The 20,156-nt window shown below is 66.2% G+C and carries 22 protein-coding genes; 12 read left to right on the top strand and 10 right to left on the bottom strand.

Translation table 11 applies throughout. The features are described 5' to 3' along the window. The 7 genes from JF515_RS18395 to ntrC all read left to right on the top strand — a co-directional run bounded on the left by JF515_RS18395 (position 1) and on the right by ntrC (position 8,505). Entirely contained in the window at positions 1–1,839 is a 1,839-nt protein-coding gene (locus JF515_RS18395; protein WP_203105907.1) for a sulfatase-like hydrolase/transferase, read from the top strand. A gap of 82 nt (positions 1,840–1,921) precedes the next feature. After that, positions 1,922–3,025, top strand: coding sequence for a tRNA (5-methylaminomethyl-2-thiouridylate)-methyltransferase (locus JF515_RS18390; protein WP_203105906.1), 1,104 nt, complete (start codon positions 1,922–1,924; stop codon positions 3,023–3,025). 3 nt (positions 3,026–3,028) lie between these two features. After that, complete coding sequence (locus JF515_RS18385) at positions 3,029–3,277, top strand: sulfurtransferase TusA family protein (protein WP_203105905.1); 249 nt, start codon at positions 3,029–3,031, stop codon at positions 3,275–3,277. A gap of 248 nt (positions 3,278–3,525) precedes the next feature. Next, positions 3,526–4,932 (top strand): glutamate--ammonia ligase, encoded by a 1,407-nt coding sequence (gene glnA / locus JF515_RS18380; protein WP_203105904.1) that lies wholly within the window; start codon positions 3,526–3,528, stop codon positions 4,930–4,932. A 198-nt stretch (positions 4,933–5,130) separates the two neighbouring features. Then, on the top strand, positions 5,131–5,844 hold the full coding sequence (locus tag JF515_RS18375; protein ID WP_203105903.1) for a DUF4124 domain-containing protein: 714 nt from the start codon (positions 5,131–5,133) through the stop codon (positions 5,842–5,844). Positions 5,845–5,974: 130 nt separating this feature from the next. Further along, the gene (gene glnL / locus JF515_RS18370) at positions 5,975–7,084 is read left to right on the top strand and encodes a nitrogen regulation protein NR(II) (protein WP_274380714.1); all 1,110 of its coding nucleotides are present in this window, start codon (positions 5,975–5,977) and stop codon (positions 7,082–7,084) included. Then, positions 7,081–8,505, top strand: coding sequence for a nitrogen regulation protein NR(I) (gene ntrC, locus JF515_RS18365; RefSeq protein WP_203105902.1), 1,425 nt, complete (start codon positions 7,081–7,083; stop codon positions 8,503–8,505). Before glnL ends, ntrC begins: the two co-directional genes overlap by 4 nt. 71 nt (positions 8,506–8,576) lie before the next feature. Here ntrC and JF515_RS18360 read toward each other — a convergent pair whose 3' ends face one another. Further along, positions 8,577–9,032 carry a nuclear transport factor 2 family protein gene (locus JF515_RS18360; RefSeq protein WP_203105901.1) on the bottom strand — a complete coding sequence of 152 codons (456 nt, stop codon included), beginning with the start codon at positions 9,030–9,032 and terminating at the stop codon, positions 8,577–8,579. Between JF515_RS18360 and pip the strand changes: the two genes are divergently transcribed. Then, positions 9,031–10,005 (top strand): prolyl aminopeptidase, encoded by a 975-nt coding sequence (gene pip / locus JF515_RS18355; protein WP_203105900.1) that lies wholly within the window; start codon positions 9,031–9,033, stop codon positions 10,003–10,005. The two genes, JF515_RS18360 and pip, sit on opposite strands and share 2 nt — an antisense overlap. On the opposite strand, the gene JF515_RS18350 is transcribed toward pip, so the two are convergent. Beyond that, the gene (locus JF515_RS18350) at positions 9,905–10,471 is read right to left on the bottom strand and encodes a DUF3261 domain-containing protein (RefSeq protein WP_203105899.1); all 567 of its coding nucleotides are present in this window, start codon (positions 10,469–10,471) and stop codon (positions 9,905–9,907) included. The two genes, pip and JF515_RS18350, sit on opposite strands and share 101 nt — an antisense overlap. 57 nt (positions 10,472–10,528) lie before the next feature. Here JF515_RS18350 and dtd point away from each other — a divergent pair, with 57 nt between their 5' ends. The 4 genes from dtd (at position 10,529) to JF515_RS18330 (ending at position 14,518) form a co-directional block, all read left to right on the top strand. Further along, positions 10,529–10,966: a D-aminoacyl-tRNA deacylase gene (gene dtd / locus JF515_RS18345; RefSeq protein WP_203105898.1), complete on the top strand. Its 438-nt coding sequence runs from the start codon at positions 10,529–10,531 to the stop codon at positions 10,964–10,966. A 146-nt stretch (positions 10,967–11,112) separates the two neighbouring features. Continuing rightward, positions 11,113–11,592, top strand: coding sequence for a DUF3015 domain-containing protein (locus JF515_RS18340; protein WP_203105897.1), 480 nt, complete (start codon positions 11,113–11,115; stop codon positions 11,590–11,592). An 80-nt stretch (positions 11,593–11,672) separates the two neighbouring features. Then, the gene (locus tag JF515_RS18335) at positions 11,673–13,487 is read left to right on the top strand and encodes a DUF4105 domain-containing protein (RefSeq protein WP_203105896.1); all 1,815 of its coding nucleotides are present in this window, start codon (positions 11,673–11,675) and stop codon (positions 13,485–13,487) included. Between the two features lie 65 nt (positions 13,488–13,552). Next, positions 13,553–14,518, top strand: a complete 966-nt coding sequence (locus JF515_RS18330; protein ID WP_238401175.1) for an alpha/beta hydrolase — start codon at positions 13,553–13,555, stop codon at positions 14,516–14,518. 17 nt (positions 14,519–14,535) lie between these two features. On the opposite strand, the gene tatC is transcribed toward JF515_RS18330, so the two are convergent. The 8 genes from tatC to JF515_RS18290 all read right to left on the bottom strand — a co-directional run bounded on the left by tatC (position 14,536) and on the right by JF515_RS18290 (position 20,066). Next, positions 14,536–15,309: a twin-arginine translocase subunit TatC gene (gene tatC, locus JF515_RS18325; RefSeq protein WP_203105895.1), complete on the bottom strand. Its 774-nt coding sequence runs from the start codon at positions 15,307–15,309 to the stop codon at positions 14,536–14,538. Beyond that, the gene (tatB, locus tag JF515_RS18320; protein ID WP_203105894.1) at positions 15,302–15,679 is read right to left on the bottom strand and encodes a Sec-independent protein translocase protein TatB; all 378 of its coding nucleotides are present in this window, start codon (positions 15,677–15,679) and stop codon (positions 15,302–15,304) included. Before tatB ends, tatC begins: the two co-directional genes overlap by 8 nt. A 33-nt stretch (positions 15,680–15,712) precedes the next feature. Next, positions 15,713–15,940 (bottom strand): Sec-independent protein translocase subunit TatA, encoded by a 228-nt coding sequence (gene tatA, locus JF515_RS18315; RefSeq protein WP_203105893.1) that lies wholly within the window; start codon positions 15,938–15,940, stop codon positions 15,713–15,715. 2 nt (positions 15,941–15,942) lie between these two features. Next, positions 15,943–16,281, bottom strand: a complete 339-nt coding sequence (locus tag JF515_RS18310; RefSeq protein WP_203105892.1) for a phosphoribosyl-ATP diphosphatase — start codon at positions 16,279–16,281, stop codon at positions 15,943–15,945. 83 nt (positions 16,282–16,364) lie between these two features. Beyond that, positions 16,365–17,981: an AarF/UbiB family protein gene (locus JF515_RS18305; RefSeq protein ID WP_203105891.1), complete on the bottom strand. Its 1,617-nt coding sequence runs from the start codon at positions 17,979–17,981 to the stop codon at positions 16,365–16,367. After that, positions 17,981–18,610, bottom strand: a complete 630-nt coding sequence (locus tag JF515_RS18300) for a ubiquinone biosynthesis accessory factor UbiJ (RefSeq protein WP_203105890.1) — start codon at positions 18,608–18,610, stop codon at positions 17,981–17,983. The genes JF515_RS18305 and JF515_RS18300 overlap by 1 nt, the downstream gene beginning before the upstream one ends. Further along, positions 18,610–19,368 carry a bifunctional demethylmenaquinone methyltransferase/2-methoxy-6-polyprenyl-1,4-benzoquinol methylase UbiE gene (gene ubiE / locus JF515_RS18295; protein WP_203105889.1) on the bottom strand — a complete coding sequence of 253 codons (759 nt, stop codon included), beginning with the start codon at positions 19,366–19,368 and terminating at the stop codon, positions 18,610–18,612. The genes JF515_RS18300 and ubiE overlap by 1 nt, the downstream gene beginning before the upstream one ends. Continuing rightward, positions 19,365–20,066: an FFLEELY motif protein gene (locus JF515_RS18290; protein WP_203105888.1), complete on the bottom strand. Its 702-nt coding sequence runs from the start codon at positions 20,064–20,066 to the stop codon at positions 19,365–19,367. The genes ubiE and JF515_RS18290 overlap by 4 nt, the downstream gene beginning before the upstream one ends. Between the last annotated feature and the right edge of the window lie 90 nt (positions 20,067–20,156).

Genomic DNA, 20,156 nt, shown 5'->3' with positions numbered 1-20,156 from the left:
ATGGATCAGGCCCAGCCCCGCGCCGCTTTCCCCGGCGCCTTTTTCACCGTTAACTACCTGCTGCTGCTGGCGGTGGGGGGGTATGTCGGTCGCGCCGTGCTGCTGCCGCCGGACCCGCTCGGCGCCGCCGTGTTTCTGATCGCCGCCCTGGCCGGTTACGCGGCGCTCTACCTGCTTCCCGCCTGGCTACTGAGTGCCTTGTGTCACCGATGGCTGAGCCCGCTGTTGGCGCGGGGGCTGGCGGTGCTGCTGGCCTCGGTGACCTTGCTGCTGTTGCTGGTGGACAGCCAGATCCATGAGCTTTACGGGTTCCACATCAACGGGTTCGTCTGGAATCTGCTGGTGACGCCAGGGGGTATCGATTCCATGGGCGGTGGCGACGGTACCCTGCCCACGGTGGCGGCGATGGTCCTGGCGGTGGTGGCCCTGGAAGCGGCGCTGATGGCGCTGGTTCGCCGCCACCCCGGCCATCGCCGTGGTTGGCGCGGGTTGCTGGTGGTGTTGCTGCTGTGCATGGCCGGCGAGCGGGTGGCCTACGGCCTGAGCGATCTGAACGGCTACCGGCCGGTGCTGAACGCGGCGCGGGCGGTGCCGTTCTATCAACCGGCCACCTTCGAGGGACTGGCCCGGGATCTGGGCTACACGGCGCCGCCCCGTGAGCAATGGTCGGTGTCCGCCGATGGTCCGCTGAAGTACCCGCTGCACCCACTGCGCAGCGCGTCCGGGGCGCCGTCGCCCAATGTGCTTTTCCTGGTGGCGGAGTCCCTGCGCGCGGACATGCTGACCCCGGAGATCATGCCCAATCTGTGGCGTTTCGCGGAACGCCACGGGCGGCGCTACAGCGACCACATGAGTGGCGGCAATGGCACCCGCATGGGCATCTTCTCGCTGTTCTATGGCTTACCGGGGAATTACTGGTTCCCGTTCCGCGAGAGCCGCCGACCGCCGGTGCTGGTCAGCGAATTGCTGCGGCGCGGTTATCGGCCGGGGCTCTTCACCAGCGCCCGCTTCAGCTATCCGGAGTTCGACCAGACCGTGTTCGCCACCGTGCCTTCCCCGGCCATGGTCAGCGACGATGAAGGACCGGGTTGGCAGCGCGATCGGCGCAACGTGACCCGGCTGCTGGACTTCATCGGCGCCGACCAGAACCGGCCTTTCTTCGGCTTCATGTTCTTTGAATCCCCCCATGCCCGTTACTACTTCCCCGAGGAGAGCGTGATCCGGTCGGATTACCTGCGCGAGTTGAACTATGCCACCATGGATGTGCACGAGGACATGCCCGGCATCTTCAACCGCTACATCAACTCGGTGCATCACCTGGACCAGCAACTGGGCCGGGTGCTGGACCGGCTGGAGCGCGATGATCGGCTGGATGACACCCTGGTGGTGATCACCGGCGATCATGGCGAGGAATTCATGGAACATGGCCGCTGGGGGCACAACTCGGAGTTCCACGATGAGCAGGTGCGCGTACCGTTGGTGCTGGCCGGCCCCGGTGTGCCCGGCGGCGTGGTCGCCACCCCCACCAGTCACCTGGATGTGGCGCCCACCCTGCTTGCCCTGCTCGGGGTCACCAACCCGCCGGCGGACTATGCGGTGGGGCTGCCCCTGGACCAGGCCCCGCCGGACCGCTACCGGCTGGCGGCCAGTTGGGACGCGGTGGCCTACCTGGGGCCCCGCTACAAGGTGGCGATGCCGATGAACGCCGGCGGGCTCGGCGAAATGGCGGTGGCCGGTTCCAGCGACGAGCCGGTGGCCGACCGCGACGCGGTGATGGTCCGGGTTCGCGACCGGCTGGTGGCGGTGCTGCGGGACATGTCGCGCTTCTATCGGCACTGAACTTGACGCTCCGGTTCGTCAACGGGGTGTGATTTGCTATACTGCGCCGCCCGATTTTTGAGCAACGCGCTGAGCAAATCCTATGTCCGAGGCCGCAACCCCGATCACCACCCCCGAACCCATCCAGCGGCGCGCCATCGCCCTGGTGTCCGGTGGGCTGGACTCCATGCTGGCGGTGAAAGTGATGCAGGAGCAGGGCATCCACGTGGAAGGGGTGAATTTCTTCACCGGTTTCTGCGTGGAAGGCCATACCCACGCCATCCGCAAGAAGGATAAGGAAAAGAACAAGCGCAACAATGCGCTCTGGGTAGCCGAGAAGCTGGGCATCAAGCTGCACATCCTGGATATCTCCGAGGAGTACAAGGATGTGGTGCTCAACCCCAAGCACGGCTACGGCGCCAACCTGAACCCCTGCCTGGACTGCAAGATCTTCATGGTCAACCAGGCCACCCTGATGCTCAACAAGGCCCGCGAGCTGGCCGGCGAGAAGGGGTTCGATTTCATCATCACCGGTGAGGTGGTGGGCCAGCGGCCCAAGAGCCAGCGCAAGGAAACCATGCCCATCATCAGCAGCGAATCCGGCGCCGACGACCGGCTGCTGCGCCCGCTGAGCGCGCGCAACCTGCCGGAAACCCTGCCGGAGCGCGAAGGCTGGGTGGACCGCGAGCGGCTGTACGACTTTTCCGGCCGCAACCGCAAGCCGCAGATGGCCCTGGCCAGGCATTTTGGCCTGGAGGAGTATGCCCAGCCCGCCGGCGGCTGCTGCTTCCTCACCGACGAATCCTATTCCAACAAGCTGGCCGACCTGTGGCGCGCCCGCAACGAGCGCCGCTACGAGCTGGACGACATCATGCTGCTCAAGGTGGGGCGTCATATCCGGCCCGCCGAGCACCACAAGCTGATCATCAGCCGGGAAGAAGGCGAGAACCGCTTCCTGGAAGGCTACCGCTACCAGTTCACCAGCCTCACCACGGTCAGTTGCCCGGGGCCGTTGGCCCTGGTGGACGGCACCTTCGAGTCCGAACAGGAATTGCGCCGGGCCGCCGCCATCGTGGCGCGCTATTCCAAGGGCCGTGGCGACGACGAGGTGGTCCTGGAAGTGAAGGAGCCCGGCGGCGTGGCCCGGGAAATCACGGTGGCCCCGGCGCTGCCCGATGACATCCCTCTTTCCTGGCATGTGGGCTGAACCATGACCGAAAACGTTCATGAACTGGATGTGCGCCGGCAGCTGTGCCCCATTCCGGTGATCAAAACCCAGAACAAGGTCAATGAACTGGCGCAAGGGGCCGTCCTGCGGGTAACCTGCACGGACCCCGGCGCGCTCAACGATATTCCCGCCTGGTGCCGCATCAACGGCCATGAAGTGTTGAAAACCGAGCAGGACGACCGGGAAGTGGTGATCACCCTCCGGGTCGGCGAAGCGTCGGTGGCACTATAATGGTGCGTTGTGCCGTCGGTGTGCACTCTTGTGGTGCTTTGCGCCGGGCAAAATACATCCAGAGGGCGTCAAACCCCCGAGGGTGCGCCAAAAAAGGGCTGGCACAATAATTGCTCACCCTATAGGCGTGCGGGCCCCCGTGGCCTGGGTAGCCAAGCAGAGGCTCCCAAGAATAACGGCTCTTCGCGTGCCGGCAGCCAAGGCGGCGAGCAGCCAGAAACATACCCGTTCCAGGAGGACGCTCGATAATGTCTGAAAAGACGCTGAAACTGATCAAAGACAACGACGTGAAGTGGGTGGACCTGCGTTTCACCGACAGCCGCGGCAAGGAGCAGCACGTCACTCTGCCGGTGGGCGAGATCGATGACGATTTCTTCCAGGACGGTAAGATGTTCGACGGTTCCTCCATCGCTGGCTGGAAGGGTATCAACGAATCCGACATGATCCTGATGCCGGAAGACGAAACCGCCGTCCTCGATCCCTTCACCGACGTCGCCACCCTGAACCTGCGCTGCAACATCGTCGAGCCCGCCACCATGCAGGGCTACGAGCGGGACCCGCGTTCCGTGGCGTTGCGCGCCGAGGAATACCTGAAGTCCACCGGCATCGCCGACAGCGCGCTGTTCGGTCCGGAGCCGGAGTTCTTCGTATTCGATTCCGTGCAGTGGAAGTCCGACATGTCCGGCTCCATGTACAGCATCTACTCCGAGGAAGCGGCCTGGGTGTCCGCCGATGAGTTCGAGAAGAACAACATCGGTCACCGTCCCGGCGTGAAAGGCGGCTACTTCCCGGTTCCCCCGGTGGACAGCCTGCACGACCTGCGTGGCGCCATGTGCGCGGCCATGGAGCAGATGGGTCTGGAAATCGAAGTGCACCACCACGAAGTGGGCACCGCCGGCCAGTGCGAGATCGGTGTGGGCGCCAACACCCTCACCAAGAAAGCCGACGAAGTGCAGATCCTCAAGTACTGCGTGCACAACGTGGCCCACGCCTACGGCAAAACCGCCACTTTCATGCCCAAGCCGCTGATCGGTGACAACGGCTCCGGTATGCACGTGCACATGTCCCTGGCCAAAGACGGCAAGAACCTGTTCGCCGGTGACGAGTACGCGGGCCTGTCCGAGGAAGCGCTGTTCTACATCGGTGGTGTGATCAAGCACGCCCGCGCGCTGAACGCCTTCACCAACGGCTCCACCAACTCCTACAAGCGTCTGGTGCCCGGCTTCGAAGCCCCGGTAATGCTGGCGTACTCCGCCCGTAACCGCTCCGCTTCCATCCGCATTCCGTGGGTGAGCAACCCGAAAGCGCGTCGCATCGAGACCCGCTTCCCGGACCCGTCCGCCAACCCGTACCTGTGCTTCGCCGCGCTGATGATGGCCGGCCTGGACGGCATCAAGAACAAGATCCACCCGGGCGACGCCATGGACAAGGATCTGTACGACCTGCCGGCCGAGGAAGCCAAGGACATCCCGACCGTGGCGCATACCCTGACCATGGCGCTGGACGCCCTGGAAGCGGATCAGGACTTCCTGACCCAGGGCGACGTGTTCACCAAGGACATGCTGGAAGGCTACATCGAGCTCAAGCGCGAAGAGATCGAGCGCCTGAACATGACCCCGCACCCGGTCGAGTTCGATATGTACTACAGCTGCTAAGGGTTCGCCCCGAGGCACCACGAAAAACCCCGCTCCGGCGGGGTTTTTTGGTTTATCGCGCTTTGGCGGGAAGTCGCGCCCCGACTGGAGCGAGACTTTCCGTCAAAGCGCGATGAACCATTTTTTTGTGGCGGGGGCCCTTTTTTCGGGGGTGGGCAGGCCGCAGAATCGGGGCATCGTCTTATTCGGGGGAATGCCATGAAAACCTGGCCGCTGCTGTTGATCCTGCTGCCGCTGGCGGCGCTGGCCCAGACCGACACGGACGCCGCGCCGTCCGCGGGCATCTACCGGGTAGTGGATGAGAACGGCAATGTGGTGTTTACCGATAACCCGCCGGAAAACAGCGGCGCCGAGCCGGTGAGCGTCGGCCCCACCAACACCATGGACAGCCCCCGGCCCAGGGAGGACGCCATTCCGCGCGCCCCGGACGACGACCGGGCGAGCGACCCGCGGCGTGGGCCGGATGCCACGGACTTCAACGGTTACCGGAGTCTCACCATCGTCAGCCCCGCCAACCAGGCCACGGTGCGCCTTCCCCAGGACAACCCGGTGACGATAGAAGTGCGGGTGGAGCCGCGTCCGCCGGAGGGCCATCGGGTGGAGTTGATCGACAATGGCACGCCGGTGCAGGGCCTCTCCCTGGACTTTCCCGACCCGGGCACCCATTCCCTGCGCGCGGTGATCAAGGATTCCCAGGGGCGGATCCTGATCACTTCCGATCCGATCACCCTCTATGTGCACCGGGTCAGTGCCGCCGACGGCGCTGGCGCCGGCGGTGGGCTGCCGTCCGTGGGCGGCGCCGCGCAACGGGGGGGCGCCGCCGCCGCCGGAGGCAGCGCCAAGGGCGGGAGTGCCGCGCAACGGGGCGCCGCCGGTGCCCTGGGAGCGCCGGCGACACGCGCCACGCGCTGATAATTCGCACCAAATCGGTGCATTCCCCGCCTCTTCTTTCTACACTGCACCGAGACGACCCGCCGGGTCGCCCGTTCCCGGGGCCTTCGAGCCCCATGACGGGTGGCCTGATAATTGCTTATGCCCTGTTATGGGCCGAATGATGAATTCAGACACGGTGCTGCAGAAACGATTGCTCGACCACCTCCGCACGGCGGTGATGATGCTCGACGACGACCTGCGCGTGCGCTACCTCAATCCGGCGGCGGAAATGCTGCTGTCCACCAGCGCCGCCCGCGTACTCGGGCAGCGGCTGCCGGATTACTTCTTCGACGACGAGGAAGCCCGGTCCGCACTGAAACAGTGCATCGAGGAGGGGCATCCCTTCACCCGCCGGGAGGCCAAGCTCAATGTGGCGCCCGGCCAGCAGGCGGTGGTCGACTACAGCGTCAGTCCGATCCATGAACCGGGCCAGGCCATGGCGCTGTTGATTGAAATGCAGTCCCTGGACCGGCTGCTGCGCATTACCCGGGAGGAGGGGCTGATCCATGCCCATCAGGCCACCCGGGCCCTGGTGCGAGGCGTGGCCCATGAGATCAAGAATCCGCTGGGGGGCATCCGCGGCGCCGCCCAGTTGCTGGAGCGGGCCCTGCCGGACCCGGAACTGGCGGAGTACACCCGGGTGATCATCGACGAGGCGGACCGCCTGCGCTCGGTGGCGGATCGCATGCTGGGGCCGCGCAAGCCGCCGGCCTTCGCGCCGGTGAACGTGCATGAATGCCTGGAGCACGTGCGCCAGCTACTGCTCGCCGAATACCCGGAAGGGGTGGCCCTGGTGCGCGATTACGACGTCAGCCTGCCGGATGTCACCGCCGACCGGGATCAACTGATCCAGGTGCTGCTCAATCTGATGCGCAACGCCATGCAGGCGCTGCTGGAAGCGGGCACCGAGAACGCCCGGGTGGTGATGCGCACCCGCGTGCTGCGCCAGTTCACCATCGGCGCCCAGCGCCACCGGCTGGTGCTGCGCGTGGACATCGAGGACAACGGTCCGGGGATTCCCAAGGACCTGCAGGAAACAATTTTCTATCCCATGGTCAGCGGCCGTGCCAATGGCTCCGGGCTGGGCCTGTCCATCGCCCAGTCGATCATCAGTCAGCACCAGGGTCTGATTGAGTGCGAGAGCGAACCCGGGCGAACCCTGTTCAGCCTGCTGCTGCCCATGGAACCGCTGGACACAACGGAGAGCAATGGATCATGACGGCTACCATCTGGGTGATCGACGATGACCGTTCCATTCGCTGGGTGCTCGAGAAAGCCCTCAGTCAGGAGGGGTACCAACTGGCCTGCTTCGAGGACGCCGACGAAGCCCTGAACCGTCTCGACGAGGGCGGCCCGGAGCCGGACGTGCTGATTTCCGATGTGCGCATGCCCGGCACCGACGGCCTGCGCATGCTCAAGATCCTGCAGCGCAACAATCCCAATCTGCCGGTCATCATCATGACCGCCCACTCGGATCTGGATTCGGCGGTGGCTTCCTACCAGGGCGGTGCCTTTGAATACCTGCCCAAGCCATTCGACGTGGACGAGGCGGTGGCGCTGGTCAAGCGCGCCATCAAGCACCGCCAGGAGGCGGAGCAGGAGGTGGCGCCCACCGCCGAGGAGACGCCCACCGAGATCATCGGTGAGGCACCGGCCATGCAGGAGGTGTTCCGCGCCATCGGTCGGCTCAGCCACTCCAACGTGACGGTGCTGATCAATGGCCAGTCCGGTACCGGTAAGGAATTGGTGGCGCGGGCTCTGCACAACCACTCCATGCGCCGGGAGAAGCCGTTCGTGGCGCTGAACATGGCGGCGATCCCCAAGGATCTGATCGAGTCCGAGCTGTTCGGCCACGAGAAGGGCGCCTTCACCGGCGCCAACAGCCAACGGGTGGGGCGCTTCGAGCAGTCCAACGGCGGCACCCTGTTCCTGGATGAAATCGGCGACATGCCGCTGGAGGCCCAGACCCGGCTGCTGCGGGTGTTGCAGGAGAATGAGTTCTACCGGGTGGGCGGCACCACGCCGATCCACGTGGACGTGCGCATTATCGCCGCCACCCACCAGGATCTGGAGAAGCTGGTTCGCGACGGCGATTTCCGGGAGGATTTGTTCCACCGCCTGAACGTGATCCGCATTCATATTCCCAAGCTGGCGGAGCGCCGCGAGGACATTCCCCGCCTGGCCGGTTATTTCCTGCAGCACGCCGCCAACGAGCTGGGCGTGGAGCCCAAGGTGCTGCACAAGGATACGGAAAAATACCTGGCCGCCATGCCCTGGCCAGGCAACGTGCGACAACTGGAAAACACTTGCCGCTGGCTCACGGTGATGGCCTCCGGCCGGGAAGTGCTGGTGGATGATCTGCCGCCGGAACTGCGTCAGAGCGCCAGCAAACCGGCGGAAGCCGGCGGCGACTGGCTGAAATCCCTGCGCCATTGGGCGGACCGTGCTCTGGCGCGCGGTGACCGGGGCATTCTCGATCAGGCGGTGCCGGCTTTCGAGCGCACCATGATCGAGGTGGCCCTGCAGCACACCGGCGGGCGCAAGCGCGACGCCGCCGCTTTGCTGGGCTGGGGACGCAACACCCTGACCCGCAAGATCAAGGAGCTGGACATGGAGGCGGAATTCAGCGGCGACGATTGACACATCGCGGCTTTGCAATGGGGCGGGAGCGGTCGGGCGGCGTTCCGTTTCAGCCGCGATAACGGCGGTCGCTACTGTCGCCACCCCCGCGTCTCCACCCCGGTCAGCAACCAGTCGCCACCGTCACGGCGCCAGTGGCTGCTGACCTGAAAGCCGTCCGCGTCGTCCGGCAGGGTGGCGCGGCCACCCCACACGAGAGCATTGAAGCGCACGCTGGCGTTGTCCGCCGGCGTGGCCAGCTCCACCCGCACGTTCATGAAGGTGACCTGGCGTTTCGGGTAGCGCAGAAAGGCGCCCACCAGCCGGCGGCCCACCGCCTTGCGATCCAGATCCCGGTAGCGGAAACCATCGTCCAGCCGGTCCATGACGGTATCCACGTCGCCGGCTTCCAGGGCGGTTTCCAGCTCGGCCACGGCGTCCCGCAGTGCCTGTTCCGGCGGCGGCCGGTCACAACCGGCGAGAGCCAGTTGCAGCAATACCAGCAAACAGTATGCTGGAAGCCGTCGCCCGTGGCGGAAGGTCCGCATGTCGTTATTTCCCCCTGTTGAACCCTATCATCGTGAACACCTGGACGTGGGTCACGGCCATCGGTTGTACGTGGAGCAAAGTGGCAATCCGGACGGGCCGCCGGTGGTGGCGCTGCACGGTGGCCCGGGCGGGGGCAGTTCGCCGATGCTGCGGCGGCTGTTCGATCCGCACCGCTTCCGCATCGTGGTCTACGACCAGCGCGGCGCCGGGCGCAGCCAGCCCTACGCCTGCACCGAGCATAACACCCTGCCGGACCTGGTGGCGGACCTGGAGCGCATCCGCGCCCACCTGGACATCCCGCGCTGGGAACTGGTGCTGGGCGGCTCCTGGGGCGTGACCCTGGCGCTGGCCTACGCCCTGGCGTACCCGGATTCAGTGGCCGGCCTGGTGCTGCGGGGCGTGTTCCTGTGCCGCCAGCAGGACATCGACTGGCTTTACACCGAGCATGGCGCCGCCCGTTTCTATCCGGATCACTGGCAGCGCCTGCTGGACGCTCTGCCGGAGGATGACGGCGGTGACCTGCTGCATCGCTACCACCGTGCCCTGGAGGGGCCGGACGGCGAGCGGCTGGCCCGGGAATGGACCCTGTGGGAGGCGCGCCTGTCCAGCCTGACGCCGCCGGCGGAACTGAACGTGGACCACAACGCCCTGGCCATGGCGCGGCTGGAAACCCACTACTTCGTGAACGGTGGCTTCCTGGAGCGGCCCCTGCTGCCCCGGCTCGGTGAACTGCAATGCCCGGTGGAAATCGTGCATGGCCGTTACGACATGGTGTGCCCGCCGGAGCAGGCCTGGCTGCTGCACCAGGCGTTGCCCAACAGTCGTTTGCACTGGGTGGCGGCGTCCGGGCATTCCACCATGGAGCCGGCGATTACCCAGGCCCTGGTGCGTTCGGTGAAGGCGTTGAGCCGTCCACGGGCAACAGCAGCATCAGGTAGCCGTAGCGGGCGTTATACACCGGGATCGGCGTAACCCGGGGCTCTCCCTTCTGGAACGACACCCGTGCTTCCAGGATCTGGCCGTCGTAAAGCCGCAGGGTGTCGCCGTCCCGTTCCAGCCGCCAGGGTGGTCGCAGCGGCGCGCGCAGGCGCGGCTCCGGCCACAGCGCCAGTTGAAGGTCGGCGATCAGGGCGTCGGCGGAGAGCGTCGCCGGCAGCGCCGGGGTGCGGCTGATCTCGGTACGTCCAGGGCCGTGCTCGAAAGTCAGCACCGGCCGGCCTTGCATGTCGGTGAGGCGGATGCGCGAGCGCTCCGGCGTCAGGCTCAGCCGGACCCGGTAGTTGACCCGGCGTCCGTCGTCGAGGCGAATCGTCAGCTCGCGCTGGAATTCCCGGAATTCACCGAACGGCGGCGCCAGCGGGCGTGGCGACGGCGGCGGCGTCAGCCAGGCCTGGCAGCCGGCCAGCAATAGCAGCAAAAGCGGAGCGAGTTTTTTCATGGCTGGTTGATTACACCACAGTGCCGGCCCCCGCTACACAAGATGATCGGGAAAACCATGAAAGTACTGTTGCAGAGAGTGACCTCCTCCAGGGTCGAGGTGGCGGGAGAAACCGTTGGCGCCATCGACGCCGGGCTGCTGGCGCTGGTGGGCGTGGAGCGCCATGACGACGACGCCATGGTCGCGCGCATGGCGGAACGGGTCGCCGGCTATCGCATATTCAACGATGACCAGGGGCGCATGAACCGGGATGTGCGCGAGCAGGGTGGCGCCGTGCTGCTGGTGTCCCAGTTCACCCTGGCGGCGGATACCCGCAAGGGGCGACGGCCGGGTTTTTCCGGCGCCGCCGCCCCGGCGGATGGAGAGCGTCTCTACGAAGCCCTGGCCGCCGCCCTGCGCGCCACCGGGCTGACCGTGGCCACTGGCCGCTTCGGCGCGGATATGCAGGTGAGCCTGACCAATGACGGGCCGGTCACCTTTATGTTGGAGATGTGATCAAGGTCCGCTTGCTTTTTGTAAACGGATGGTTTTTGCACCAACGCTATATTGCAACCCCATGACCCTCCTTTATGATGAATTCCAGCTCCCGGGGGAATCCGCATGGGAGCCTATGGACAATCATCGATAACAGGAGAGATCCCATGAAAAAAGTTTTTCTGGCAGCGGCCTTGCTTGGTGCTTCCGTTTCCGCTCAGGCCACGGCGCCCGGCGGTCCCGGTTGCGGCTGGGGCAACCTGATTTTCGAAGGCAAATCCGGCATGCCGGTGCACCTGCTGGCGACCATCGTCAACGGTACCTCCGGTAACGCCACCTTCGGCATGACCAGTGGCACCAACGGCTGTGACACCAGCGGCGCGCTGACCTACTCCGGTGAAAGCCTGCTGTCCATGAACGGCGTGCTCGAGGAAGTGGCCCAGGACATGGCCACCGGCGACGGTGAAGCCCTGACCGCCCTGTCCGTTTCCATCGGCGTGGAAGGCACCGACCGCGCGCATTTCAACAGCGTCATGCACGACAACTTCGCCGCCATCTTCCCCCGTCAGGACGTGAGCGCCGCGGAAGTCATGCAGAACATCACCGCGGTGATGCAGCAAGACCAGAAACTGGCCAAGTACGTATAAGGCCGGTTTACCCCGGGCCCGCCCCAACAGGTCGTTGAGGGCGGGCTTTTTGTGTCCGTCATTCTTTCCCGGGATCATCCATGCGCTTCGCACTGTCGTGCGTAATTCTGTTCTATTGTCTGGGGGCCCAGGCCGCCGACCTTGAAACGCTCGCCGAACAACCGCGCTGGCGGGCGCTGCTGCACATCAACCCCGGCGCCACCCTGCGTGATCGCCAGCGCAGCTACGTGGACGACGACGATTTCTTTCTGGCCGCCGACGGCGCCGACGATCCGCTCGCCGAACTGCGCGCCACCCGTCGCGCCCTGGCGCCGGCCGGCGCCGCCGAACGCTGCCGCTTCCCGGCCCGCTACCGGTTTCTCGCCGAGCAGCTGGGCTGGGACGACCCGGCGCCCTTCGCGCACTGCGCGGACTACCAGGAATGGCGCGCCGCCGTGCACGCCAAGCGCGCCGTGCTGGTGTTTCCGGCGTCCTACCTGAACAGCCCCTCGTCCATGTTCGGGCACACCCTGATGCGCCTCGACCAGGGCGATGACGGCGCGGTGTGGCTGTCCTGGGCGATCAACTTCGGTGCCGTCACCACCGAGGATGACAATTCCCTGTTCTATATCTATCGTGGCCTGGCTGGCGGTTATCCGGGGCGTTTCAACCTGGTGCCCTATGTTCAGAAGATCCAGCAGTACTCCAACATGGAGAGCCGCGATATCTGGGAATACACCCTGGATCTCGACCAGGGTGAGATCGATTGGATGATCGATCACCTTTGGGAACTCAAGGACATCAATTTCGATTATTACTTTTTCGACGAGAACTGCTCGTTCCGATTGCTGGAACTGGTGGAAGTGGCGCGCCCCGGCAGCGGCCTGCTCGACGATTTGCGCTTCGCCGAGCTGCCGGTGAACACGGTGCGCTCGCTCGATCAGGAGGGGCTGGTCACCGAGCGGCATTACCGCCCCTCCAAGGAGCAGGAATTGCAGGCGCTCAGTGAGCGCCTGGACCGCGACGAGCGGGTGCTGGCGCGGCGCCTGGCGGACGACCCGGGGCTGGCGGACAGCGCCGCGTTCCAGGCCTACCCGGAGACCCGGCGGGCGCTGATGGCGCGCACCGCCTATCGCTATGTACGTTTCGTGAACCGCAAGGCGGCGCGTACCGAGGACGTGGCTGGCCGTTCCTTCGCGCTGCTGTCGCTGGTCAACCGTTTGCCGGCGGTGCCGGAGCCGGCGCCGGCGGGCAGAACGCCGCCGGAGCAGGGCCACGGTTCGCAGATGCTGGCCGTCGCCGGCGGTCAGCGCGGTGCCGACGATTTCGGCGAGCTGACCTACCGGCTTACCTACCACGACCTGCTGGACAACCGCGCCGGTTTCCTGGACGGCGCGCAGATCCAGGGGCTTGGCATCACCCTGCGCGGCACCGAATCCCAGGCGGTGGACCTGGAGGCTCTCGATGTGGTCAGCATTCGCTCCCTGGCGCCACGGACCGAATTCGCCAAGCCGCTGAGCTGGTATGTGGAGGGCGGTCTGGAGCGGGTCTGGGCCGGCCGGCGACGGCTGGCGCGTTATGTTCAGGGCGGCGCCGGCGCCAGCTGGCGGCTTGGTAATCTGCAGCCCTATCTGCTGGCCAGCGCCCGGGCCGAGAACAACAGCGACTTCGCGCCCCTGATCACCACCGGGGGCGGCGCCGAGGCGGGAATCCTGTATCATGCCGGGCGCTGGCAATGGCAGCTTGGCGGCGCCGGCCACTACTTCATCAACGACGTCTATCGGCATCGCACCACCCTGGCGGTTCAGTACGCCCTTGCCCGGCAGCACGGCTTGCGTGCCGAGGTGGAACGGGAAGGCTGGCGCGGCGACGGCGACACCGAATTCAAGCTGCAGTGGCGTTGGTACTTCGACTGAGCCCCGCCGCCGGATCATGGCCGGTGGCTGAATGCTCTGTTTCAGCGGTTTAAACGGGGACATCATTGAAAGCACTTGGATTAATTCTTAGCGTCCTGCTGCTGACCGTGATGAGCGGCTGCAGCAGCCTGTTTTTCTACCCCGCCAAGCCCTGGGTCCAGAATCCGGCCCGTCAGGGGCTGGCCTACGAGGATGTGGTGTTGATTCATCCTGATGGGCTGCGCCTGCATGGCTGGTGGTTGCCGGCCCAGGGGTACAGCCGGGGTACGGTGTATTTCCTGCACGGCAACGCGGAAAACATCAGCACTCACCTGATGAACGTGCACTGGCTGCCGGAGCGTGGCTACAACGTCTTTCTGCTGGATTATCGCGGCTATGGTCTGTCGGAGGGCGACCCGGATTTGCCCGGGGCGCTGGCGGACGTGCAGTTGGGGCTGGACTGGCTGGAGGCCTCCGGCCGGCTGGCGGACAAGCCCCTGGTGCTGTTCGGGCAGAGCCTGGGCGGCGCCCTGGGCACCGGCGTGCTGTCCCGCGAGAACAACGACGGCGAGGTGGATTGCGTGATGCTGGAAGCCAGCTTCGCCAGCTACCGGGGCATCGCCAACGACGTAATGAAACGCAGCTGGTTGCTGTGGCCGCTACGTTGGATGGTGCTGCCGACCCTGCCGGAGCGCGGGCGGGACCCGGAGCGGCATATCGCCGATCTGGCGCCGCGTCCATTACTGGTGATGCACAGCACGGAAGATCCGGTGATTCCGTTCGCCCAGGGCGAGCGTCTGTTCGCCGCCGCCGCCGAGCCGAAGACATTTCAGGCGCTGAAAGGCGGTCACGCCCAGGGCACCCGGGACCCGGCGGTACGCGATCGCATGCTGGATTTCCTGGAGGAGAACGGCTGCGCCGAACCGGCGCCGCGGGCGCGTACCCCGGCGCGGGACGGTGACACGTTGCCCGGTCGGGGAGGGCGCGCCACCGGCGCCTCCGAGGAACCCGGCGAGCCGCGTGTCACGCCGGTGGACGCCTACCGGTTCTGACCCGGGCGGGGCCCCGGTCAGTCGCGCTGGTCGGCGGCTTCCTGTTCCTGGCGCTCCACCTGCTGGCGACGCACCAGGCGACCGAAGATCAAACCGACCTCGAACAGCAGCCACATGGGCACCGCCAACAACGTCTGGCTGACGATGTCCGGCGGTGTCAGCAACATGCCGATCACGAAGCAGCCCACCACTACGTAGGCCCGGGACGCGGCCAGTTTTTCCACCGTGGTGATGCCGGTGATCACCAGCAGCACGATGGCGATGGGTAATTCGAATGCCACCCCGAAGGCCAGGAACAGGGCGAGCACGAAGTCCAGGTAGCTGCTGATGTCCGTGGTGACCGCCACGCCTTCCGGTGCCACGGTGGTGAAGAACTTGAACATCAGCGGGAATACCACGAAGTAGGCGAAGGCGGCCCCGGCATAGAACAGCAGCACGCTGCTCGCCAGCAACGGCACCGCCAGCCGCTTCTCGTGCTTGTACAGGCCCGGGGCCACGAACGCCCAGGCCTGGTGCAGGATGAACGGCATTGCCCCGAAGATGCTCAGATAAAGCGTCAGTTTGAACGGTGCCAGAAACGGGGCGGCGACCCCGGTGGCGATCATCTGGGTGCCCACCGGCATGGCGTCCATCAGCGGCCGCGCCACCAGGGTGTAAAGCTCGCGGGAAAAGTAGAACAGGCAGAGAAACACCACCAGCACGGCGATCACCGCCTTGAGCAGGCGGTTGCGTAATTCCAGCAGGTGGGAGATCAGGGTTTGCGGGGTATCCTCCCCGTATTCCTCACTCATCGGCTTTCTTCTCGGACTCCGGGGCGTCGTGGTGGGGCGGCGTATCGGGCTGGGTGTGTTCGTCGTGCTCCAGGGTCTGCGGGCGGCGCCGGGCGCGGGCGATGTCCTGCTCGGAAAGCAGGTTGTCGCGGGCTTCGCGGATGCTGTCCTCGTCCAGGCCCATTTCGCGCATTTGCTTTTCCATGCGCTCGCGCATGTCCTGGTTGAGCGCCTCGCGCTCCAGTTCACCGCGCAGGTGGTTGAAGGTGGAGCGCGCCCGTCCCATCCAGTAGCCCACCGTGCGGGCCGCCTTGGGCAGGCGCTCCGGACCCAGCACCACCAGGCCGATGACGAAGATCAGCGTCAGCTCGGAAAAGCCGATATCAAACATGCGCCGGGGCTCTCCGCATCAAGCCGGGCCCCATCAGGCCTGGTCCTTGTGCTTTTCCTGTTCCTGTTGGGGGGCGTCCTTGTCGTCGTCGGCGAGGCGCTTCTGGTCCTGCTCCTGCTCGCCTTCCTTCACTGAATCCTTGAAGCCTTTCACGGCGCCGCCCAGGTCGCTGCCGATGTTGCGCAGTTTCTTGGTGCCGAACAGCAGCACCACGATGGCCAGGATGATGATCAATTGCCAGATACTGATACCGGAAAACATGATTACTCTCCTCGCGCTTTTCGCGCGGCTTTTTCGTCGTGGCCGGACAGACCGAAACGCTGTTCGAGCCTGGCCAGGACCTGATCGGGACCGAGCCCCAGATGAGCCAGCATGACCATGGAATGGAACCACAGATCGGCGGTTTCGCCGATCAGGGCCTCCGGGTCGCCGCCGGCTTCGGTGTCACGGGCGGCGAGCAGGGTCTCCACCGCTTCCTCGCCGACCTTCTCGAGAATCTTGTTGAGCCCCTTGTCGTACAGGCTGGCCACGTAGGAGGACGCCGGATCAGCGTCCTTGCGGGCCTCCAGGACCTCGTGGAGCTGGTTGAGAATGTCGGACATGGGGGCGCTTTCTCGACGGTTCGGGTTCCAAGGATCGTGCCAGTTTAGCACTGGCGCTGACTATACCCCAGCAATGTGAAGGCTTATCGGCGCCAGGCCCAGAGCAGCAGCACGGCGGCGCCGGTGGCAAGCCAGGGCGCGGCGCGACCGCCGTTGAACAGGGCATCGCCGGCGGCCAGGCCGGCCAGGGTCAGGCCTCCCAGCCCACCCAGCAGGGTATGGCGGTGGCGGCGCAGGCCGTCCTCGAAGCGCTGCGCGGTCTCGCGCTGCTGCTGGGGCTGGTGGCGCAGGTTCTCCAGGGCGTCGCGCAGCAGGTCGGGCATCTCCGGCAGCTGGGCGGTCCACTCCGGGAGCCGGTTGCGCAGTTTGCGGGCGGTGGCGGTGGGGCCGTACTCCTCCATCATCCAGCGTTCCAACAGCGGCCGGCCGGTGGTCCAGATGTCCAACTGCGGGTAGATGCTGCGGCCCAGGCCCTCGATGTGCACCAGGGTCTTCATCAGCAGGATGTACTGTACCGGCGCCTCGATGTGGTAGTCCCGCGCCAGATCGAACAGCTTCAGGATCAGCGGCGCGAACTCCAGGGATTCCAGGGAGGCGCCGCGCACCGGCTCGATCAGCTCGGTGACCGCCTGCTCGAAGCGGTGCCGGTCCACCGGCCCGCGTGCCCAGCCGGCGCGGATCACCAAATCGACCAGGGCCGGGTAGTCCTCGCGCATCACCGCCAGCACCATGCGGCCCAGCACGTTCAGATCCTGCTTGGACAGGCGCCCGGCGATGGCGCAGTCCACCGCCATGTACTGGGGCGATTCCGGGTGCTCCGGATTGACGAAGATGTTGCCCGGGTGCATGTCGGCGTGGAAGAAGTTGTGGCGGAACACCTGGGTGAAGAAGATCTCCACGCCCCGTTCCGCCAGCTGGCGCGGATCGATGCCGGCGGCGCGGATGCGTTCGATGTCATTCACCGGAATGCCGTGGATGCGTTCGGACACCATCACCCGGCGCGAAGACAATTCCAGGTGCACGGCGGGGATGTGCAGCAGCGGGCTGAACAGGAAATGCCGGCGCATGGTCTCGCTGTTGCGGGCTTCGCGCTCCAGGTCCAGCTCGGCGCGGATCACGTGCTGGTAGTCGCGCACCACCCGTACCGGGTGGAAGAAGCGGGCATCCGCCCACAGGCGCTCCAGAACCCGGGCGCCGAAATCCATCACCTTGAGGTCCCGTTCCACCCGCTCCTCGATGCCCGGGCGCAGCACCTTGACCACCACTTCGCCGCCGTCGGGCAGGGTGGCCGGGTGCACCTGGGCCACGGAGGCAGCGGCCAGGGGCACGTCGTCGAAGTCGGCGAACACCTGGTCCAGGGGGCGGGGCAGGGCGGCCTCCACCAGGGCGCGGGCGTCGGCGCCCTGGAACGGGGACACGTCGTCCTGCAGCCGGGCCAGGGCCTCGGTCCACTCCGGGGGCAGCATGTCCCGGCGGGTGGCCATGAGCTGGCCGAACTTGATGAAGATCGGGCCCAGCCGTTCCAGGGCCAGGCGCAGACGGTCGCCCTCGCTGAGGCCGCCGGTGCCGAGCCAGCTGGCCGGCATCAGGTACTGGAAAAACAGCAGCAAGGGCCGCGCCGGGTGACGCGGTAACAGGGAAAACAGACGATAGCGGCAGGCCACGTGGACCACCACGAACAGACGGGCGACGGGGGGCATCAGCGGCCTGGACTCCGGTTTTTCAGGTGTTGCACGCGGGCTTGCAGACGGTCCACGTCGCCGCGCAGTTCGTCCACGTCCTGGTAGAACTCGTACAGATCCCGGCGCAGGGCCAGCAGGCCGGCCTCGCTGCCCAGGTAGTCGCCGACCTGGTCGCCGAGCCGGTTCAGGGTGTCGCGGGCCCAGCCGAACAGGCGGCGCGCCCCCAGGTCCACCTGCTGGGCCAGTTCGCCGCCGATCAGCGGCTCCAGCAGGGCGCCCCAGTCCAGGCGCAGGTCGGCGGCCAGCTCGCGCAGGTCCTGCAGCAGCTCGCGGTTGCCTTCCACCCGCACCGGGCCGCCGATCACGCCGGGCTGGCGGCGCCAGTCCATGACCAGGGCGGCCAGATCCACCGGGTTGCCGGTGACGGTGACGTCCGGCTCCGCCTCGCTGCGCAGATACAGCTCCACGCCGTCTTCCACGATCAGCGCGTACAGGGCGGTGCTGGGCAGAGTGAGGCGCACCGCCAGCAGCCGACCGGCGTGGTGGCTGAGCCGCGCGGCGCTGGCCGGGTCGCCGCGCAGGGCGGCGTTGATGGCCCGTTCGGCGGTGGCCGTGGCGGTAGTGGAGAGCAGGCCCGGTTCGCGCATCAGACCTTGAAACCCCGGTGCAACGCAACGATGCCGCCGAGCATGTTGAAGTACTCGGCGCGGGCGTAGCCGGCCTGCTCCATCATGCCCTTGAGGGTGTCCTGGTCCGGGTGCATGCGGATCGATTCCGCCAGGTAGCGGTAGCTTTCCGAGTCGTTGACCACCAGCTTGCCCAGGCGCGGCCAGACCGCGAAGGAATACAGGTCGTAGAGCTTGGACAGGGGTTTGTGCACCGGGTGCGAGAATTCCAGGATCAGCAGCCGGCCACCGGGCTTGAGCACGCGCAGCATGGAACGCAGGGCGGCGTCCTTGTCGGTGATGTTACGCAGCCCGAAGGCGATGGTCACGCAGTCGAAACTGTTGTCGGCGAACGGCAGGCACTCGCCGTTGACCTGGGCGACCCGGGTGTTATGGCCGCAGCCGGCGTCGAACAGGCGGTCGCGGCCCACCGACAGCATGGCCTCGTTGATGTCGGCGAGTACCACCTCGCCGCTGTCGCCCACCAGTCGCGAGAACTTGATCGCCAGGTCGCCGGTGCCGCCGGCCAGGTCCAGGACCCGCTGGCCGGGGCGAACGCCGGCCAGTTCGATGGTCATGCGCTTGAGAACGCGGTGGCTGCCCATCGAGATCAGGTCGTTCATGACATCGTATTTGCCGGCCACCGATCGGAACACGCCGGCCACCTTTTGCTGTTTCTCCCGCCACGGCACCTGCTGGTAGCCGAAGTGGGTCACCTTGTCGTCGTTGGTATCGGTCATCGGGCGTCCTTGAAGGGAGCGGGGTGATCGGCCAGGACCCGGTCCAGGATGGCGGTCTCGCGTTCCGCCACCCGTTCCAGCAGCCGGCCCACGCTGGGCACGGGCTTCATCACCCGGAAACTGCGGTCCATGAAATCATACAGGTTCGCGAAGCCCGCCGCATGGGCCGGGCGGCGCACCAGCCGGAAGGTGGTCTGGATGGCGCGCGAGCGCACATAGCGATCGACGTGATGGCCGAGGCCGGCCACCAGGGCCAGTTGCCGGCGGCGAGCCGGCTCGCCGCCGACGCCACGGTAGGCGGTGGTGTAATCGGCCTGCGCGGGAGCGTTATCCAGGGCGCCGGCCAGTTCGTGGACCAGGGCCTCGTCCAGTTCCTGGGTGAGGATCGCCGCTTCCAGCGCACTGGCGGAGGTGACCATGACCCGGTCAGGCAGCAGGCGCATGGCCTTGGGCAGGGCACGGCGGATTTCCCGGGCCACCGGCGCCAGGTCGCGGCCACCGTAGACGTCGTCGAGGAGGAACGCCATGCCCGGACGCAGCAGCGGGTCGTCGAACAAATCCCGGTGGGTGGCGAGAAAGCGTTCGCGCTGGAAGGCGCGCAGACGGTCCAGGCGCGCCAGGAACACGGCGTCGTCCTGGTGCTGGCGCAGTTGGAAAAAGCGTTCGAGGCAGTGTTGCAGGTGTTCGCCGGTGTTCATGGGGTCCCTCCGGCGAGGGATGATAGCAAGCGGCCCGGCGGGCCGCGATACAGGATTCAGGATACAGGCTGAAGGGCATGGCCCGCCCCT

The organism is Alloalcanivorax marinus (genome assembly GCF_016785095.1).
Lineage (GTDB): Bacteria > Pseudomonadota > Gammaproteobacteria > Pseudomonadales > Alcanivoracaceae > Alloalcanivorax > Alloalcanivorax marinus_A.
Note: the sequence above shows the minus strand (reverse complement) of the source record. Positions and strands in the feature narration are given on the sequence as shown.

Coding starts and splice junctions, on each gene's coding strand:
- JF515_RS18395 (WP_203105907.1), top strand. CDS start 1: ATGGATCAGGCCCAGCCCCGCGCCGCTTTCCCCGGCGCCTTTTTCACC.
- JF515_RS18390 (WP_203105906.1), top strand. CDS start 1,922: ATGTCCGAGGCCGCAACCCCGATCACCACCCCCGAACCCATCCAGCGG.
- JF515_RS18385 (WP_203105905.1), top strand. CDS start 3,029: ATGACCGAAAACGTTCATGAACTGGATGTGCGCCGGCAGCTGTGCCCC.
- glnA (WP_203105904.1), top strand. CDS start 3,526: ATGTCTGAAAAGACGCTGAAACTGATCAAAGACAACGACGTGAAGTGG.
- JF515_RS18375 (WP_203105903.1), top strand. CDS start 5,131: ATGAAAACCTGGCCGCTGCTGTTGATCCTGCTGCCGCTGGCGGCGCTG.
- glnL (WP_274380714.1), top strand. CDS start 5,975: ATGGGCCGAATGATGAATTCAGACACGGTGCTGCAGAAACGATTGCTC.
- ntrC (WP_203105902.1), top strand. CDS start 7,081: ATGACGGCTACCATCTGGGTGATCGACGATGACCGTTCCATTCGCTGG.
- pip (WP_203105900.1), top strand. CDS start 9,031: ATGTCGTTATTTCCCCCTGTTGAACCCTATCATCGTGAACACCTGGAC.
- JF515_RS18360 (WP_203105901.1), bottom strand. CDS start 9,032: ATGCGGACCTTCCGCCACGGGCGACGGCTTCCAGCATACTGTTTGCTG.
- JF515_RS18350 (WP_203105899.1), bottom strand. CDS start 10,471: ATGAAAAAACTCGCTCCGCTTTTGCTGCTATTGCTGGCCGGCTGCCAG.
- dtd (WP_203105898.1), top strand. CDS start 10,529: ATGAAAGTACTGTTGCAGAGAGTGACCTCCTCCAGGGTCGAGGTGGCG.
- JF515_RS18340 (WP_203105897.1), top strand. CDS start 11,113: ATGAAAAAAGTTTTTCTGGCAGCGGCCTTGCTTGGTGCTTCCGTTTCC.
- JF515_RS18335 (WP_203105896.1), top strand. CDS start 11,673: ATGCGCTTCGCACTGTCGTGCGTAATTCTGTTCTATTGTCTGGGGGCC.
- tatC (WP_203105895.1), bottom strand. CDS start 15,309: ATGAGTGAGGAATACGGGGAGGATACCCCGCAAACCCTGATCTCCCAC.
- tatB (WP_203105894.1), bottom strand. CDS start 15,679: ATGTTTGATATCGGCTTTTCCGAGCTGACGCTGATCTTCGTCATCGGC.
- tatA (WP_203105893.1), bottom strand. CDS start 15,940: ATGTTTTCCGGTATCAGTATCTGGCAATTGATCATCATCCTGGCCATC.
- JF515_RS18310 (WP_203105892.1), bottom strand. CDS start 16,281: ATGTCCGACATTCTCAACCAGCTCCACGAGGTCCTGGAGGCCCGCAAG.
- JF515_RS18305 (WP_203105891.1), bottom strand. CDS start 17,981: ATGCCCCCCGTCGCCCGTCTGTTCGTGGTGGTCCACGTGGCCTGCCGC.
- JF515_RS18300 (WP_203105890.1), bottom strand. CDS start 18,610: ATGCGCGAACCGGGCCTGCTCTCCACTACCGCCACGGCCACCGCCGAA.
- ubiE (WP_203105889.1), bottom strand. CDS start 19,368: ATGACCGATACCAACGACGACAAGGTGACCCACTTCGGCTACCAGCAG.
- JF515_RS18290 (WP_203105888.1), bottom strand. CDS start 20,066: ATGAACACCGGCGAACACCTGCAACACTGCCTCGAACGCTTTTTCCAA.